Source organism: Pseudomonas sp. FP1154, from assembly GCF_030687245.1.
Classification (GTDB): Bacteria; Pseudomonadota; Gammaproteobacteria; order Pseudomonadales; family Pseudomonadaceae; genus Aquipseudomonas; species Aquipseudomonas rhizophila.
This window is the reverse complement of sequence record NZ_CP117465.1, coordinates 1,677,221-1,694,343: the sequence shown is the minus strand read 5'-3', so window position 1 is coordinate 1,694,343 and position 17,123 is coordinate 1,677,221. Positions and strand designations below refer to the sequence as shown.

The window sequence follows — 17,123 nt, the reverse complement described above, 5'->3', positions numbered from 1 at the left end:
CTCGTGGTTATTGGAACGAAGCACTGTCAACGGCGTGGTAGACGTAACGCCCACCGGTCATCCGCTTGATCTCTTCAAGGTAATTGGAATTCATCACAAACACGTGCGCCCCTTCAGGCAAGGTATCCATCGCCTCATCCGGTGAGCAGACACGTGCGCCACTCAAGGGTAGATACCGTCCCTGCTTGGCCGGGTTGATATCCACCACGCAGTCCACCGCCACACCAGCGCGTTGCAGGAACAGCGAATAGATCACACCTTTGGACGAAGCCCCCCAGATCGCCGAGCCCTGCTGCGGCGCAGCCTGGATAATCTGCACCGCGCGCCCGAGACTGGCAGTGAAGCCGTCCGGCAACGCGAGTTCCGCCGCGGGTTCTTCCGGCGTCAGGCGCAACGTAGCCAGATCAGCCACGATGTACAGGTACTGGCCGCCGAACAGATGTCCGGCTTCATGCACCGTGCCGAACATTCGGCGCAGGTCATCGAGGCGGAAATAATTGACATGCTCGTAGAACAGGTCGAACCAGGCGCGATGCTCCAGGATCCAGTCCAGGCATGGCACTTCGATGTAGATCTGGCCGCCCTGATTGGCCGCTGCGATTTCGGTGAGAAAGCTCAGCGGGTCCTGGATGTGCTCAAGCACATGACGAAGCACCACCGCGTCGGCCGACAGGCCCAGGTCACGAGTGAACGGCGCCTTGATCACATCGGCGTTATCGCCCTCGTAGGCCGGGTCGATGCCCGTGATGGCGTAGCCACGCTGCTTGAGCAGTTCCAGGAAATAGCCCTTGCCACAACCGACCTCGATCAGCTCCTGAGCGCTGAAGTGCCGGGCAATGATGCCTTCTACCTCAGACAGATGCCGCTGGAACTGCGCCGAGTGGGCCTGTTCGTTCTGATAATCACTGTCGTAGCTGAGCTTGTCGGCATCGAATGCCTGGTTGAAGACCAACCCGCTCACTTCGTCCTGGACGAGTACCATATCGGCACACGCCGAGGCTTTGGCCGACTGCTCATCGGCAAAGGTCCGGTTTTGCAAAACCGGAAGACCGGTGGCCCGGTACAGCTCACGCGTCATGTGCGGCTCCCAATAAGTTTTGCAAACGGTCGGCCACGCCCCAGAACGCCATGGGTTCGTGAGTCGGGTAAGGATAATGGCCCAGGTTCAGGCGAAGGGCGGCACCACGCTCGCGCAGGTGTGCTTCCACCAGCGCGCGCACTGACACCGGTTCGCCGCTGGAACAATTGACCACGCCATTGAAACGGCGCCGCAGCAGCAGGCCAGCCAAATGGGCGGCCGCAGTCTCGATCGGCAGGTAATCGCGCAACTGCTCCCCCCCGGACATATCGAATACCGCTGCTTGCGCATCGATGGCCCGGTCCAGCGCCGCCAGCAGGCTGTTGGGGTTCTGGCCAGCGCCATGCAGGTAGAACAAGCGGGCCCACTGCAAGGTAAAGGGATGCTCGCGTTGCAGGTGTTCGAGAAACAGGCGCAAGGTGTTTTTCGCCAATCCGTAAGGATTGGCCGGTTGCGGCGCAGTCTGCTCGTCGAGCGGCCCGCTTTGCAGGCCGTATTCGAAACAGGTGCCAGTGACCAGCACTTGGGAAATGCCTGCCTCGACGGCCTTTTTGATGAAGCGATAATCAGCCATCAAGTTGTGTTCGAAATGAAACAGTGCCTGGTAATTCGGCAACCCAGGCCAGGCCAGGTGCGCCAACGCATCGACCCCTTCGACCAGCGCCGCGACGTCCAGCGCCTCGTCGTGGACATCAGCCGCCACGAACTCGACCTGGTCGAACCAAGGCAATGCTCTCGCCGGTTCGACCCGACGAGCAACAGCCCTTACCTCACAGCCACGCGCTAGCAACGCCTGGACCAAATGACGGCCGACGAACCCTGTAGCGCCAGTCACCAGGACCTTCATAGCACCGTCAACTCAGGCACGGCTATCACGAACTGCCCACCCCATTGACGAACCTCGGCCAACTGCTGGCTGACTTCGCTCAACAGGTTCCAGGGCAGGACGAGGACGTAATCGGGTTTCTCCCGCGCGATACGCTCGGGCGATACGACCGGGATTCGGCTGCCCGGCAAGTACTTGCCCTGTTTGTGCGGATTGGCATCGGCTACCCATGCCAGCAGGTCGGGTTTGACCCCGGCATAGTTGAGCAACGTATTACCTTTGGCGGCCGCGCCATAACCGACCACATGCTTGCCATCAGCCTTGGCCTGCAAAAGGAAGCGCAGCAAACCATGCTTGATGGCCTCAGCGGCCGGCGCCAGGGTGGCGTAATACGCAGAGGTTTTCACGCCAGCGGACAGCTCAGCCTGCAATTGCTGTTGCACCGTGGCCAGCACCGGACGACGCTCGCCATCGGAGCGCTGGACGAACACCCGCAGCGAGCCGCCGTGGGTCGACAGTTGGCTGACATCGAATACTTCCAGCCCGTTGCGCTCGCACAGTGTTTGCACGGCCGTCAGCGACAGGTAGGAAAAATGTTCGTGATACAGGGTGTCGAACTGCTGCCCGGCCATCAGCGTGAGCAATTGCGGAAACTCAAACGTCGCGACGCCCGTCGGCTTCAGCAGCGTGGCGAAACCAGCGAGGAAATCATTGATGTCCGGCACATGGGCGAGCACGTTATTGGCCGCCATCAGGTCGGCTGCCCAACCCTCACCCACAAGTTGCGACGCGGTATCGCGACCAAAGAACAGCTCGCGAATTTCCAGACCTTTTTCACGAGCCGCCTCGGCGGTGCTGCGGGTCGGCTCGACGCCCAGGCACGCAATGCCGCGCTTGGCCACGTACTGCAACAGGTAACCGTCGTTGGCGGCAATCTCCACCACGCGGCTGTCCGGGGTCAAATCGAAGCGTTCGACCATCTCGGCCACATAGCGCTCGGCATGGGCCAGCCAGGTACTGGAGAACGAACTGAAATAGGCGTAGTCGGCATCGAACAGACTGTCGGCGCGGGTGTAATCCTCGGTCTGTACCAGCCAGCACTGCTGGCATACCGCAACCTTGAGCGGCACCCACTGCTCGGCCTGCTCCAGTTGGTCGGCCCGCACGTATGCGTTGGACGGCGGCGACGTGCCAAGGTCAATCAGTGGCAACACCAGGGCAGTCCCGCAACCTCGGCAATTCATACACGCACTCCAGCGAAATGCTCGTCGAGCAAGGGATGGCTGCTGTCCCGCATCGACAGATTATTGACAGGCAGCGGCCAGGCAATCGCCAGCCGCGGATCATTGACCGATACGCCACCCTCATGCTCCGGGGCGTAATCGGCACTGTGCAGATACAGGAGCTCGGCATCGTCGGTCAGGGTCTGGAACCCATGGGCAAACCCGGCCGGGATCAACAGGCTGCGGCCGTCACCCGCCGTTAAATGTTCGGCATGCCAGTGCAGGAAAGTGTCGGAATCGGGGCGCAAATCCACCGCCACATCCCAGACCTCACCGCGCAGGCAAGTGATCAATTTGGCCTCCGGTTGCGCCGCGCTCTGGTAATGCAGCCCCCGTACGCTACCTCGCTCACGGGTGCAGGAATGGTTGATCTGACGGATATGAAACGGTTGGCCGAACGCGCTCAGACTGCCCTCGCAGAACAGCCGGGCAAAATGCCCGCGCTGGTCTTCGAAGCGTTTGTGCTGGACGCTGAACAGCCCGGCAAGAGGCAATGCCTTTAACAAAAACTCGCTCACAACGCGCCTCGGTACAGGTTCAATTGGCCGAGGGTGACCTGACGCATGTCATCGCCGTTTTGCCACGCCAAATGCCAATCGAGGGTCTGGGCAAGACACTGCTGCAACGACCAGCGCGGTTGCCAACCCAGCAACTGACGGGCACGGCTGCTGTCCAGGCGCAGCAGGCCGGCTTCATGCAAATCACTCGGTTCGATCCGTAGGCCCGGCGCCAGCGGCCAGCGCTCGGCGAGCAACTGGACGACTTCGCCGACGCTGCACATGTCGGCCTCGCCGGGGCCAAAGTTCCAGGCACCGGCAAACTCCGGGCCTTGCTCATAGAGGCGCGCGGCCAATTGCAGGTAACCGGCCAGCGGCTCCAGGGCGTGCTGCCAGGGGCGTACGGCCTGGGGATAACGCAGCGTCACCGGTTCGTCCGCCGACCAAGCCTTGAGCACGTCTGGAATCAGCCGTTCAGGGGCAAAATCACCGCCACCCAGTACGTTTCCAGCCCGGGCCGTAGCCAGGGCCAGGCCGTGTTCAGCGTAACGATCGGCGGAGAAAAACGAGGCGGCATAAGACTGCGCCAGCAACTCGCAGCAGGCCTTACTGCTGCTGTAAGGATCGTGGCCGCCCAGGGCTTCGTTTTCGCGGTAGGGCCACAGCCATTCCTGATTGGCGTAGACCTTATCGGTAGTGACCAGGACACAGGCTCGCACGCCGCCAATCTGGCGGACCGCTTCGAGCAGGTTCAGGGTGCCCATGACGTTACTGGAATAAGTGCCCAGCGGATCGCGATAACCCTCGCGTACCAATGGTTGAGCCGCCAGGTGCAGGACGATCTGCGGCTGCACGTCGGCGAGCACTTCCAGCAACGCGCCGAGGTCGCGCAAATCACCGCGCCGATCATCGATGCCCTCGCCCACCCTTGCCAGCTCGAACAGGTTGGGTTCGGTGGCCGGATCCAGGGAAAAACCACTGACCCGAGCGCCCAGGCTTTGCAGCCACAGCGCCAGCCAACTGCCCTTGAAACCGGTGTGGCCGGTGACCAGCACCCGCTTGCCGTGCCAGAACTCCGGGCTCAACCCCATTGTTTCCATGGGGCCTCCCCGCGCTTTGCCACAGGGCCTCAAGATGGTTTTTATCGCGCAGGGTGTCCATCGGGTGCCAGAAACCGTCGTGCTGGAACGCCTGCAGTTGCTGTTCCGTTGCCAACGCTGCCAGCGGCTCGGCCTCCCAGGAAGTCTGATCGTCAGCAATGTAAGGCAGGACCTTCGGCGAGAGGACAAAAAAACCACCGTTGATCCAGCCACCGTCACCCCGAGGTTTTTCGGTGAAACCCAGGACGCTATCGCCGTCACGCTCCAGCGCACCGTAACGTCCAGGAGGCTGGACTGCCGTCACCGTGGCGAGCTTGCCGTGCGCCAGGTGAAAATCCACCAGCGCACCGATGTTGAGGTCCGAGACGCCGTCGCCATAGGTAAAGCAAAACGCCTCTTCGTTTTCCAGATAACGCGCCGCCCGCCGCAGCCGGCCGCCGGTCATGGTGTCTTCACCGGTGTCGATCAAGGTCACGCGCCACGGCTCGCTGTAGTTCTGGTGAACGTCCATGCGGTTGTTGCACATGTCGAACGTGACATCGGAGGTGTGCAGGAAGTAGTTGGCGAAGAAGTCCTTGATGGCGTAGCCCTTGTAGCCCAGGCAAATGACGAAGTCGTGGATTCCATGGGCGGAATACTGCTTCATGATGTGCCAAAGAATTGGCTTGCCACCGATCTCGATCATCGGCTTGGGCTTGAGGTGCGACTCCTCGCTGATCCGCGTGCCGAGACCACCTGCCAAGATAACTGCCTTCATCGTCTCCCCTCTTGTCCATCACCGGGCTCGGCCAAGCGTTGTTTCGCTTTGCGGGCGCGGGGATTACACCTTCGATGCCGATCCGGGCGCCGCGGAATGCCGCAAGCGCTCGTTTTATGGCGATATGAGGGGGGCTTGCAGGAAACGCGCCAGCTCGCCGGAGGGGATTTGAATCAAAACAGGGTTGAATACTGATCTTAGTGGCGAGGGAATTTTATCCCCTCGCCACAGGCTTTCCGGCCCAAACAGCTCATGCTCAGTCCGGCAACCAGCCCCACAACCAATGCTGCAAGTTGTCGCCGCTGAGCATGAAATCACGAAGCACCGCTTCGCGCAGTTCATCGCCCATGCGGTAGCTGGCGTCAGGGTCGGCCAGGTGCATGCGGATTGCCGCGATCCATTCCTCGGTACTGTTGCTGCGCACCTTGGTACACGGCAGGAAGCCGTCGTAGGCCTTGGTATCGGTGCAGATAACCGGATAGCCGCAGGCGCCGTATTCCAGCAAGCGCAGGTTGCTCTTGCAGTCGTTGAAGATGTGGAATTCCAGCGGGGCCAAGGCCAGGTCCAGGTTCAGGCTGGCCAATTTGGAAGGATAAGTGCTCAAGGCAACCGACCGGTGGAATTCATGGATGTACGGCCGCAGCGCATCCGGACACATACCAAAGAAGACCCACTCCACCTCGCCTGCCAGCTCGCGAACCACGTCCGCAATGATCTCCAGGTCGCCGCTGTGACTTGTCCCTCCTCCCCAACCCACTCGGGGCTTGGAGGACGTACCGCGGCGACTGGTCAACCGACTCCATGGCTTGGGCGGCAGCATGTTGGGCACGATACGGATCTCATGGTGCATGCTGGACAACGCATCAGCGAGCGACGGCGTCGTCACCACCACGCGATCACACAATCCGATCCCTTCGCGCAGCATCTGCTCGATATTGACCGGCTTGTTGCGCGCATGAGTGTTTTTCTTGGGCGCATTGACGACGTAATCGTCAAGCTCGAAGATCCGCAGGGCATTGGAATACTTCTTCATCCTAAGGATATCGCCGGCGGCACCTTCACTGTAGCGCCCCTGCAAGACGATCGTATCCGGCGACAAGCGCTCGACTTCAACGGTCGAAGGCGATTCGTAGGCGACTCGGGCAATCACCCGTCCCGCAGCCTCCAGTTCGGCCAACGGAGCCGTAACACGATAATGGCCGACCGCGGTGGCGTTGACCGGCAAGCCAAGCACCAATGGCAACGCGCGGGTGCAGAACGGATTCCAGTTGTTGCGCAGCGAAGGCTCCAGGCTGAAGCTTGATGCCCCCAGGCTCAGCGCAGGATTGTAGGCAGGATCCCGGGCAATCTGCGGCAACCATCTACGAGAGAAGATTTCGTGCTCGCGCTCCATCAACGTGGTTTCGTCCGGCCGGACAACGCTCGATTGAGGGTCGATTTTCATCACGGTGGCGTAAGGCGTCCAAACCACCAGATAGCCGTGCTGGCCAGCGCGCAAGCACAGGTCGGCATCGCTGAGACCGAGGGTAAAGGACGCTTCGTCCAGGTAGCCGAGTTCATCGAAAACCTGCTTGCGCACCATCAGGCAGTCGCTGCTGACCGAACTCCAGTTCTGGGTGGTGTGCAAACGTTGCATATAGCCCCGGGAAGCCGCTGGCTCACCGTAGAACGGCGTCCCCACCGGCCCGGCCAACCCGAGAATCTGCCCGCCGCCAACAAGGGCGCCTTGAGGGCTGAGGATCCTGGCACCTACCACCGCGACCTCAGGTCGCTGGGCATGATTGATCATCTCATCCAGCCAATCATTATCGCGGATGATCGTATGCGCACTGAGCAGTAGCAAGTATTCACCACTGGCTTGGCTGGCGGCAAAATTACGCACGGCGGCGTCATTGGCCTCGCCGACATGACGCAGTACCCGCAGCATGCTCGCCCCCAACTGCGCCATGCTCGCCAGCCAGTCGAGCATAGCCGGATCCTGAACGCCGCTGTCCACGATCAGGATTTCATAATGGGTATAGGCAGTACGCTCGATCAGGCTTTCGGTGCAGTGTTGCAACGCCGCAAGCGAGTCGCCGGTACGCACGATAATCGACACCAGCGGACGTGCACCGTGTCGATAGTTGATGCGATTGATCAACGGCATCGTATCCGGTGAGATCTTGTGTTCGATGCCGATACGATCCAGATGCGCGCCAACCAACCGGGCATTGCCTTCGATGACCTCGGGCAGCGACAACCATTGGGCGAAGCTCAGGGCCGACTCGACCTGGATTTCCGGAATGTGTTCGATGGTCTGAGGGCCGGCCTCTTCCACCAGGCGCCAGAGCAGATCGTGGGGCGCCAGTTCGCCCTGGGTCGGCTCGAAGCCGCCCGCGGTCATGAACCGCTCACGCTCGAAAGCCAGGGTCCGACCGACATAGGGATAGGCGCGCATCAGGTCCAGATTGAAGTCCGGCTTGAATACCGGCTCGAAGGACTCCCCGTCCACCAACGCACCTTCATCACTGTAGACGCAAAGAATGCCCTGCCTCCCGGCCACGCGCTCGGCCAGGATCAGCAATGCCGAATCGCGCAAGACGTCGCCCGCTCGCAGCAGGTAAAACCAGTGCGCGCCTTCCAGCTGTGGAACGATGGCATTGAGCTGACGCGGCCAATCGGCCTGATAAGGCAACTGCAGCACTCGCTCGTCGACCTCGCAATGCGCATCGGAAAGCACCACCACGGCCTGGGCGCGATACAGCTGGCCCTTGATGCTACGCAACGTCGCCGCAAGCGACGTCGCATCACCGAGGGCGTCGATGATCACAGGCACGATGTTCGGCTGAAACGGCCAGCTATCGATGCGCGCGGGCATGACACGCCGCTCAACCTCGCTGAACTGGCGGACGCTCAGCCATTCGCGGTAAAAGTCGGCGTAGCTCTCACTTTGCGCCCCTACCCGACCATTGACGACGGTATTGCGGTTGCCCAGCACGCGGGTTACGCAGAGTTCCTGCCAGGCATGAGGCTGGTCAGTGATTTTGTTCAAATCGATGCAGCGCACCCAACCCGAGGCCGGAGCCGCTTCGCCGCTGCGCGCAACAAGCATCTGCGCCAGCCACCCCCCTTCTGCCTTCGCGGCCTTGAGCATTTCCGGAGTCTTGCTCAAACGCTCCGGGTACAGCCGCTCGACACTCAACACGGTATTCAAGGCAATCAAGTTGCCACGACGCATCAAGCAGACGAACAAAGCAAAGTCGAGCAAAGCGACAAAACCGGCACCGTCCTGAAGGAGCGCCGGCAGCAATTCCAGCACATCGGCGCGGCGCATCAGCGTCGAACTGAAATTGCCAACAAAGTTGGTCAGCGTGCTCTCGAAAATCGCCAGCATGTCATCGCCCTTGAGCAGGGCATCGTTCGGCGAGAAGCGGCAATTGTCCACACGAGGCGGCAAGATGAAGTTACCCGCGTCACACAACAACCGAAGCGCGAACACAACGCTGACGTCAGCATGATCCATCAACGCCTGGGCCTGCATCGCAATGCTCGGCGCAAACAGCCGATCATCGTCGCACAGCACTTTGATGAACTCGCCCCTGGCCTCTTCGACACAACGCAACAGGTTGCCCTGAAGCCCCAGTCGCTGCGGATTTCGCAGATAGCGGATCGGATGGGACGGCTCAGTGAAGGAATCGACTATCCGGCGAATTTCATCGCCAGGCGAATCGTCGCAAACAACGATTTCGATCTGCTCGTAAGTCTGGGCCAGGGCACTGAGCAGTGCCTGATCGAAGAACCGGGGGTTGTACGCAGGAATGACAATACTGACGAGGGGCAATGGTTTCACGGCGAAAACTCTCGAGCGGCGGGCCCCGACCTTTTCAGGCCGGAGCCCCGGAACCGCTTAAAAAAGACGGTTGGCGGCTCGGTCGATACCGGCTCAGATCTTGTTGAACAGGCCCAGTTGGGTGATCTTGCTGAAAGCCAGTTGCGAGGCTTGCAGCATGGTCTGTTGCAACGTCAAGCGGGTCATCACTTCGGCCGGATCGGAATCGCGGATCGACGATTGGGTCTGGCTATTGGCCAACAACAAGCTCTGGTTCGTGTCGCTTTGGGTTTCCAGAGCCTGACCACGCCCACCTACCGAACTCAAGGCGCTGGACAACTGATCGGTGCCGCTGGCCAGGTTGCCAATACCGGAGGCCAGCGAAGCCTGCAGCTTTTGCAGCGCAATCGGATCGTTGTTGGTTGGCGTGCTCAACGCGGTTTTCAGTTGGTTCACGGTGTCCAGAATGTTCTGGGTCTCGTGAGTATTGACCGCGATGCTGAACTGATCGTCCGCACCGGGCGTACCGTCCAGGGTGAAGCTCACGCCCGAGGCGGTGGCCACGTTGCCGGCCAGGGTGCCGCTGGACACCGGCTGGCTGTTGGCGGTCAACGGCGCGGCGTACAGGTCGAAGTCGGTGGCGCTGGTGAACTTCAATACGGCCGAACCGGTAGGGAAACTGGCGTGATACGCCACCGGGTCGGTGATCTCGCTGCCCGTGACCTGGACGGTGGTCGGGTTGCCCGGGCTGCGGGTCGCGGCAAAGGTGTCCGGCTTGGCGGCCAGGGTGAAGGTATGGCCCGGCAACACGGTATTGGCATCATCACCGGTTTGCAGATTGATGTTCAGGGTCAGTTCCAGACCGCGGAACTGCACCGCCTGACCTTTTTTGCTGCTGGGATCAAAAGCGCCGCCCTGGCTGGCTTCGGCGGTGACGTCGTTGCCGCCGGAGTCGGTGATTCTCAGCTGCGTGCCGCTGGTGAATTCCACGGTATAGGGTTCGCCGCTGCGGAATTTGCTGTTGTAGCTGACACTGGACGAGACCTGACCGTTGGACAGCACCACGCGACCATCGTCCACCGCCGGCGCGGTCATGGTGACCTGGCTGCGGCTGGTGTTGACGGCCTGCTGGAACACTTCCCAGCCGGTGCTGTTGGTGGCCATCGACATGGTATCGCCGACCGGCAGGTCGAGGGTCACCTGGTCACCGTTGTAACTGTAGCTGCCATCGTTGTTGCGGGTGAACGGGATGGTGTCGCCCTTGGAACCGGCAAAAATGTACTTGCCGTTTTCGTCCTTGCTGTTCATCAGGCTGAGCAACTGCTCTTCGATCTGCGCCAGCTCCGAGGCGTTGGCCTGGCGGTCGGCGTCGGTGTAGCCAGCGTTGCCGGCACCGACGGCCAATTCCTTGGCGCGCTGCAGCACGTTGCCAATGCTGGTCATCACCGCTTCAGTGGTGCCCAGCGTCGCCTTGATGGTGTTGGCGTTGGTTTCGTACTGAGCCAGCATCGAGGCCTGTGTGCCCAGTTGCAGCAGACGTGAAGCCCCTACCGGGTCATCGGCAGCGGTATTGACGCGCACCAGGCTGCTGGCCTCTTCGCTGGTCTTGACCACATTGGCGAAGTTTTTCTGATAGTTCGCAGCCGTGGATTCGTAAAACTGGGCGGTAGAAATTCGCATGGGCTACGACTCCTTAAAGACTGTTGATCAATGTGCTGAAGATTTCCTGCGCAGCCTTGATGATCTGCGAAGACGCGGTGTAGTACTGCTGATACTTGACCAGGTTGCCGGTTTCTTCGTCCAGGTCCACGCCCGACAGCGAATCGCGAGCACCCTTGGCGTTATCCAGGATCGCGCCGGTGGCAGCGCTGTCGAGCTTGCCCTGGGCGGCCTTGGAACCTACGCCCTCCACCAGCTTGCCGTAGGCATCGTTCAACGAAATGCCCTTGCTGGCGGAACCGGTGTCCACGGTCTTGGCAGTCTGCAAACCGGCCAGGACAGTGCCGTTACGGTTATCCAGGCTGCCGGCCTGGCTGACGCTCACATCGATCGCGGCACCGTTGGACGGCGCGCCAGCAATCGACATGTCGAAGGTGACGGTACGCTGCACCGGCGGTGCCGAGGAATCCATGATCGGGTTGCCGCTGGCATCCTTGAGTGGAACGCTCAGGCTCAAGGTATTGCTCTGGCCGGGCTTGATCGTGCCATTGCTGATCTCGACACCCGTGGCATCGAGCAACTGGTAAGCCTGGCTGGTACCGTCGGCGGACGTCGCGCCGAAGACCACCTTGACTGGCATCGAGGTCTTGATGCCGTTCTGGATGATGGTGGTGGTGGCTTCGTCGTAGATGTCCAACTGCGACGTCATGGTCGGCTGGCCGCTGGCCGGAATGGTCAGCGTACCGCTGCCGCCCGGCACGATGGCTGCGCCCAGCGGCGCGGCAATCGCCAACCGCTTGGAGTCGGTCATCTCGGTCTTGATACTGGTCGCCGCGTTGCGGGTCGGGGTGATCTTGAACGAATCGCCAGCGGCAGCGGTGCCATTGGCGAAGGTCATCGAAAAGCCGTCGATCACCGGCGGCGGCGTCGTCGCGGTATTGAACGAACCCATCGAAGTGCCGTCAGGCAGGCGCTGGACCGTGTAGTCGGTGGCGCTGGTGAACTTCACCTTGTAATCATTGGTGGTCAGCGCGCCGGTGTCTTCGATGGCCACGTTGAAGTTGCCGGAACCGGCGCTATTGTTCAACGCGGCAATACTGCGCTGACTCATCTGCGCGGCACTGTTGATGTTGGTGAACAGGTTGGAACCGAAGGCGCCGTTCTTGTCGATGCCCGAGGCCTGGATCGCGTTCATCTGGTCGGCGACCACCAGGGCCACGCGGCCCAGTTCATTCATGGCCGGGTCAAGCACAGTGCTGCGATAGCGCATCAGGCCGCCGATCTCGCCGCCGGTAAGTACCTGGGTGAGGTCCATGACACTGGAACCGCTATTGAGCTGGATCCCCAGGCGGCCCGGATCGTTCTTGTCCGGCACGGTTTCCAGGGTGTTGACCGTATTGCCCATCACCAAAGGCTGGCCGGAACCCAAGTAGATGTCCAGGCTGCTGCCGTTCTCCACGATCTGAGTGCCGGTGAAGGCCGAGAGCTGGAGAATGGTCTGGTTGCGGGCGTCGAGCAGGTCGTTGGGAGCACCGCCGGAGTTGGAGACTTCGGCGATTTTCTTGTTCAACTGAGCGACGGTGGTAGCCAGTTTGTTGACCTGATCGACCATGCTCGACAGGTTGCCGTTGATGTTCTGATTCTGCTCCGTCAATTGGCTGGCGACCGAATTGAAACGATTGCTCAAGGCTTGCGCATCGCTGAGCAGCAACTGACGGGACGCATCATCGCCCGGCTTGGCGTTGACGTTCTGCACCGAGGCGAAGAACTTGGTCAGCGCGCCATTGAGGCCCGTGCCGCTGTCCGACAGCAAGGCATCGAGCGGGGTGATCTGCCCTTGATACGCGGCCGCATCGCTGTTGAGCGAGGTCGTGGTCTTCAACTGCGCTTCAAGGTAGGCGTTATAGACCCGGCGCACATCGGCCAGGGTGGTGCCGGAGCCGATGAAGACGTTGCCGTATTGATTGGACGCCTTGGTGGTCTGCACGGTCTGCTGACGCGAATAACCGGCGGTATCAACGTTGGCAATGTTGTTACCCGTGGTCACCAATGAGGTCTGACTTGCGGACAGACCCGACATCCCGATGTTGAGCAAACTCATGGTTCAGACCTTATAAAGTCGTAGTGGCGCCAGCCGAAGCGTAGTTTTGGTAACTGGTCATCTGCCGGGCTATATTCGAAATCTTGCTGGCGTAGTTCGGGTCGGTGGCGTAACCGGCCTTCTGCAACTCACGCACAAACTGTTCCGGGTTATCGGCCGACTTCAGCACATCTTGATAGCGACTGTTGCTTTGCAGCAGATTGACCAGGTCATGGAAGCTGTCGCGATACGAAGCGTAGGAACGGAACTGGGCCGTCTCCTTGACCATCTCGCCATTGCGGAATTCGCTGGTGATCGCCCGCGCCGAATCGCCCGTCCAGTTCTTGCTGGCCTTGATACCGAACAGGTTGTGGCTGCTGCTGCCATCAGGCTGACGCATGACCGACTTGCCCCAGCCGGTTTCCAGGGCCGCCTGGGCCACCAGGTAACGAGGGTCCACGCCGATACGGTCCGCGGCTTCCTTGGCCATTGGCAGCATGGCATCGACGAATTCGTCAGCATCGCGGAAGGCCTTGCGGGCTGGCGCCAGGGGTGGCTGCGCCACGGCACGCCCGTACACCTGCATGGACCCGCTCGGTTCTGACGCCTTGAGCGCGGCCAACCAGTCGCCATTGGCCAGTTCGCCGGTGGCAGGCTTGACGGCGGTGATGGCACGATCCGGCAAAATATTCTGCGCCTTGACGTCAGGCGCGGCGGCAGCCGAAGGCACCAACCCGGCAAGCAGCCGATCGGCCAGTTTTGGCGGCAAAGCCAGGCGGCGCTGGTTGAGCAATTCCATGTCGTTGCGGTGAACGCCCTCGCCCGCCCCTTGCGGCGCACTCACGGCCCGCGAAGCCCACAGCGGACGCTGGCCGTTGGAGCGCGACAATGGCCCGTCGGGCAACGTGCCGGCGGCAATGGGCGTCGGCACAGGAGCCTTGACGGCCTCGTCCAACGCTTGCTCCTGCTTGCCGGCCGACAGCGTTGCCGCCTCGCCTGACACCAGGGGTTTGTTCTTGGACATCTGGCGCAGCAGCACGTCGGCCAGGCCAATACCACCGCCCTCGCGAGACATGGAAACGGCCAACTGCTGGTCGTACATTTCCTGGTACTGCTTGGCTTCAGCGGTATTGAGCGGATTGTCCTTGCCCATCGACTCGGTCGCCGCACGCATGGACTTGAGCATTTCACCGATGAACAGCGACTCGAATTCCTGCGCCACTTTGCGCAGGTTGCCGTCACTGTTCTTGTCGCCGACCTTGAGCTGGTTCAGGCGATTGAGGTCCGAGTAGGAACCCGAATCCCCGCTGATCAAAGCGCCCTTGCGCATATCCATGGCTCGTTCCTTAAATCACGATCAGGTCGGCTTGCAACGCGCCGGCCTGCTTCAAGGCTTCGAGAATCGCCATCAAGTCGCCCGGCGCCGCGCCGACCTGGTTCACCGCCCGGACAATTTCATCCAGGGTAGTGCCCGGGCCGAACTTGAACATCGGCTTGGCTTCCTGCTCGGCATTGACCCGCGAACGGGGCACCACGGCGGTCTGGCCGTTGGACAAGGGTCCAGGCTGGCTGACGATCGGGTCTTCGGTAATGGTCACGGTCAGGCTGCCGTGGGTCACCGCGGCGGGTGAAACCTTGACGTTCTGGCCGATCACAATGGTGCCGGTGCGCGAGTTGATGATGACTTTCGCAACCGCCTGGCCCGGATCGACTTCGAGGTTCTCCAGGATCGACAAATAGTCGACCCGCTGACTCGGATCCAGAGGCGCGGTGACGCGCACCGAGCCGCCGTCGATGGCCTGTGCCACGCCAGGGCCGAGCATGTCATTGATCTTGTCAACGATGCGCTTGGCGGTCGTGAAGTCGTAACGGTTGAGGTTCAGAGTCAGGCTGTTGCCCTGGTTGAAACCGCTCGGCACCGCACGTTCCACCGACGCACCACCAGGAATGCGGCCAGCCGACGGAACGTTGACGGTGATCTTGGAACCGTCACGGCCTTCGGCGTCAAAGCCACCCACCACCAGGTTGCCCTGGGCGACGGCGTAGACGTTGCCGTCGATACCCTTGAGCGGCGTCAACAACAGGGTGCCGCCGCGCAGGCTCTTGGAGTTACCGATGGACGAAACAGTGATATCCACCTGCTGCCCGGGCTTGGCGAACGCCGGCAGGTCGGCACTGACCGACACCGCCGCCACGTTCTTCAACTGCACGTTGCCCGAACCCGCCGGCACCTTGATGCCGAACTGCGACAACATGTTGTTGAAGGTTTGCAGGGTGAACGGGGTCTGGGTGGTCTGGTCGCCCGTGCCATTGAGACCCACGACCAGGCCATAGCCGATCAACTGGTTGGAGCGCACGCCGGAAATGCTGGCGATGTCCTTCAGACGCTCGGCTTGAGCGGTGAAGGCCGCCGACATCAGCAGTGCCCCCATCAACAGCTGCTTGAGATTCAACCGCTTAAGATTCAACTGGGCCACCTAGAAAGGGAACTTCGGGCTGAGGAAGAAACGGTCGAACCAGCCTGGCTGACTCGCATCGGCAAAAGCACCGGTGCCCGAGTAGGTAATACGTGCATCGGCTACACGGGTCGACGAGACGGTGTTGTCGGTAGCGATATCATCGGCGCGAACCATGCCGGCGATGCGCACCAGCTCGTCACCGGTGTTGAGGGTCAGCCACTTCTCGCCCCGCACAACGATGATGCCATTGGGCAACACATCGGCGACGGTCACGGTGATCGAGCCGGTCAGGCTGTTGCTCTGTCCGGACTTGCTGTCGCCCTTGGTGGCCCGGTCGGAGCCATAACCGGCGTTGAGGCTCAGGTCCCCGCCACCGATGGGATTGTTGGTGGTCAGGCTGGAGCCGAACAACGACGTCAGGCCAACGCTGGTCTCGCTGGTCTTGTCGATCTGCGAGTTGGCGTTCTTGCTGGCCTGGGTCCGTTCGTTCAGGGTGATGGTGATGATGTCCCCAACCCGGAAAGCCTTACGGTCGCTATACAGGTTCTGCTCGAAGCCAGCCTGGTAGATCGAACCGTTGTTGGCAGCGGCCGGCAACGGCGTGCGCGGCAACACCGGAGCGTAGTACGGGTCATTGGCTTTGGGCGTTGGCGCGACACAGCCCGCGAGCGCAGTAACTCCACTCAGTGCCAGAACAGATACGAAGCGATTCATGACCCTACCTCTTGGTGTTGCAGGCGGCCTCAGGCCGCCCTATAGACGTGATTACAGATTCTGCGTAACGAACGAGAGCATCTGGTCGGCGGTGGAGATCACCTTGGAGTTCATCTCGTAGGCGCGCTGGGTGGTGATCATGTTGACCATCTCCTCCACGGTGCTCACGTTGGACGTTTCCAGGGTGTTCTGCAGCGTGGTACCGAAGCCGTTCAGGCCTGGCGTGCCGACTTGTGGCGCGCCGCTGGCCGCGGTTTCCAGGAACAGGTTGTTACCCACCGCTTGCAGGCCGGCCGGGTTGATGAAGTCGGCAGTCTGCAGGTTGCCGATCACCTGCGAAGCAGGGTTGCCCGCCACAGTGATGGACACGGTGCCGTCGCGGCCCACGGTGAACGTTTGGGCGTCGTTCGGGATGATGATCGCCGGTTCCAGGGCGAAACCGCTGGCGTTGACGATCTGGCCATTGGAATCGAGGTGGAACGTACCGTCACGGGTGTAGGACGTGGTGCCATCGGGCTGCAGGATCTGGAAGAAACCGCGACCGTCGATGGCCATGTCCAGCGGCTGCTCGGTGGTTTGCAGGCTACCGGCGGTGAAGTTTTTCTGGGTGCCTACGATGCGCACACCGGTCCCCACTTGCAGGCCCGACGGCAATTCGCTGTCCTGGGTCGATTGGGCGCCTGGCTGGCGTTTGACCTGGTACAGCAGGTCCTGAAATTCGGCGCGATCACGCTTGAAACCCGTGGTCGACACGTTCGCCAGGTTGTTGGAAATAGTAGAAAGGTTGGTGTCCTGGGCGGACAGACCTGTTTTGGCAACCCAAAGAGCCGGAAGCATTCGATTCTCCTCGTACGCCTGTTTT

General features: G+C 61.1%; 12 protein-coding genes and 1 pseudogene. All 13 read right to left on the bottom strand.

The window, feature by feature from the left end:
* Positions 1–7: 7 nt before the first annotated feature.
* Positions 8–1,078, bottom strand: coding sequence for a class I SAM-dependent methyltransferase (locus tag PSH91_RS07750; RefSeq protein ID WP_305467778.1), 1,071 nt, complete (start codon positions 1,076–1,078; stop codon positions 8–10).
* Entirely contained in the window at positions 1,068–1,925 is an 858-nt protein-coding gene (locus PSH91_RS07745) for an NAD(P)-dependent oxidoreductase (protein WP_076385844.1), read from the bottom strand. Before PSH91_RS07745 ends, PSH91_RS07750 begins: the two co-directional genes overlap by 11 nt.
* Positions 1,922–3,148 (bottom strand): class I SAM-dependent methyltransferase, encoded by a 1,227-nt coding sequence (locus tag PSH91_RS07740; protein WP_305467776.1) that lies wholly within the window; start codon positions 3,146–3,148, stop codon positions 1,922–1,924. Before PSH91_RS07740 ends, PSH91_RS07745 begins: the two co-directional genes overlap by 4 nt.
* Positions 3,145–3,705, bottom strand: a complete 561-nt coding sequence (locus tag PSH91_RS07735; protein ID WP_160891896.1) for a dTDP-4-dehydrorhamnose 3,5-epimerase family protein — start codon at positions 3,703–3,705, stop codon at positions 3,145–3,147. The genes PSH91_RS07740 and PSH91_RS07735 overlap by 4 nt, the downstream gene beginning before the upstream one ends.
* Positions 3,702–4,784 (bottom strand): CDP-glucose 4,6-dehydratase, encoded by a 1,083-nt coding sequence (gene rfbG / locus PSH91_RS07730; protein WP_305467773.1) that lies wholly within the window; start codon positions 4,782–4,784, stop codon positions 3,702–3,704. The genes PSH91_RS07735 and rfbG overlap by 4 nt, the downstream gene beginning before the upstream one ends.
* Positions 4,766–5,541, bottom strand: a pseudogene (rfbF, locus tag PSH91_RS07725) (glucose-1-phosphate cytidylyltransferase). Before rfbF ends, rfbG begins: the two are co-directional and overlap by 19 nt.
* A 256-nt stretch (positions 5,542–5,797) precedes the next feature.
* A complete protein-coding gene (locus tag PSH91_RS07720; RefSeq protein ID WP_305467772.1) occupies positions 5,798–9,370 on the bottom strand; it encodes a glycosyltransferase in 3,573 nt (1,190 codons plus the stop codon).
* Positions 9,371–9,463: 93 nt separating this feature from the next.
* The gene (locus PSH91_RS07715; protein ID WP_047226221.1) at positions 9,464–11,029 is read right to left on the bottom strand and encodes a flagellar hook-associated protein 3; all 1,566 of its coding nucleotides are present in this window, start codon (positions 11,027–11,029) and stop codon (positions 9,464–9,466) included.
* A 13-nt stretch (positions 11,030–11,042) separates the two neighbouring features.
* Positions 11,043–13,109 (bottom strand): flagellar hook-associated protein FlgK, encoded by a 2,067-nt coding sequence (gene flgK, locus PSH91_RS07710; RefSeq protein WP_047226220.1) that lies wholly within the window; start codon positions 13,107–13,109, stop codon positions 11,043–11,045.
* Positions 13,110–13,119: 10 nt separating this feature from the next.
* Complete coding sequence (gene flgJ / locus PSH91_RS07705; RefSeq protein ID WP_139050837.1) at positions 13,120–14,424, bottom strand: flagellar assembly peptidoglycan hydrolase FlgJ; 1,305 nt, start codon at positions 14,422–14,424, stop codon at positions 13,120–13,122.
* 10 nt (positions 14,425–14,434) lie between these two features.
* Entirely contained in the window at positions 14,435–15,520 is a 1,086-nt protein-coding gene (locus tag PSH91_RS07700; protein ID WP_160892017.1) for a flagellar basal body P-ring protein FlgI, read from the bottom strand.
* 45 nt (positions 15,521–15,565) lie between these two features.
* Positions 15,566–16,261 (bottom strand): flagellar basal body L-ring protein FlgH, encoded by a 696-nt coding sequence (gene flgH, locus PSH91_RS07695; protein WP_047226218.1) that lies wholly within the window; start codon positions 16,259–16,261, stop codon positions 15,566–15,568.
* A 51-nt stretch (positions 16,262–16,312) separates the two neighbouring features.
* A complete protein-coding gene (flgG, locus tag PSH91_RS07690; protein WP_047226217.1) occupies positions 16,313–17,098 on the bottom strand; it encodes a flagellar basal-body rod protein FlgG in 786 nt (261 codons plus the stop codon).
* Between the last annotated feature and the right edge of the window lie 25 nt (positions 17,099–17,123).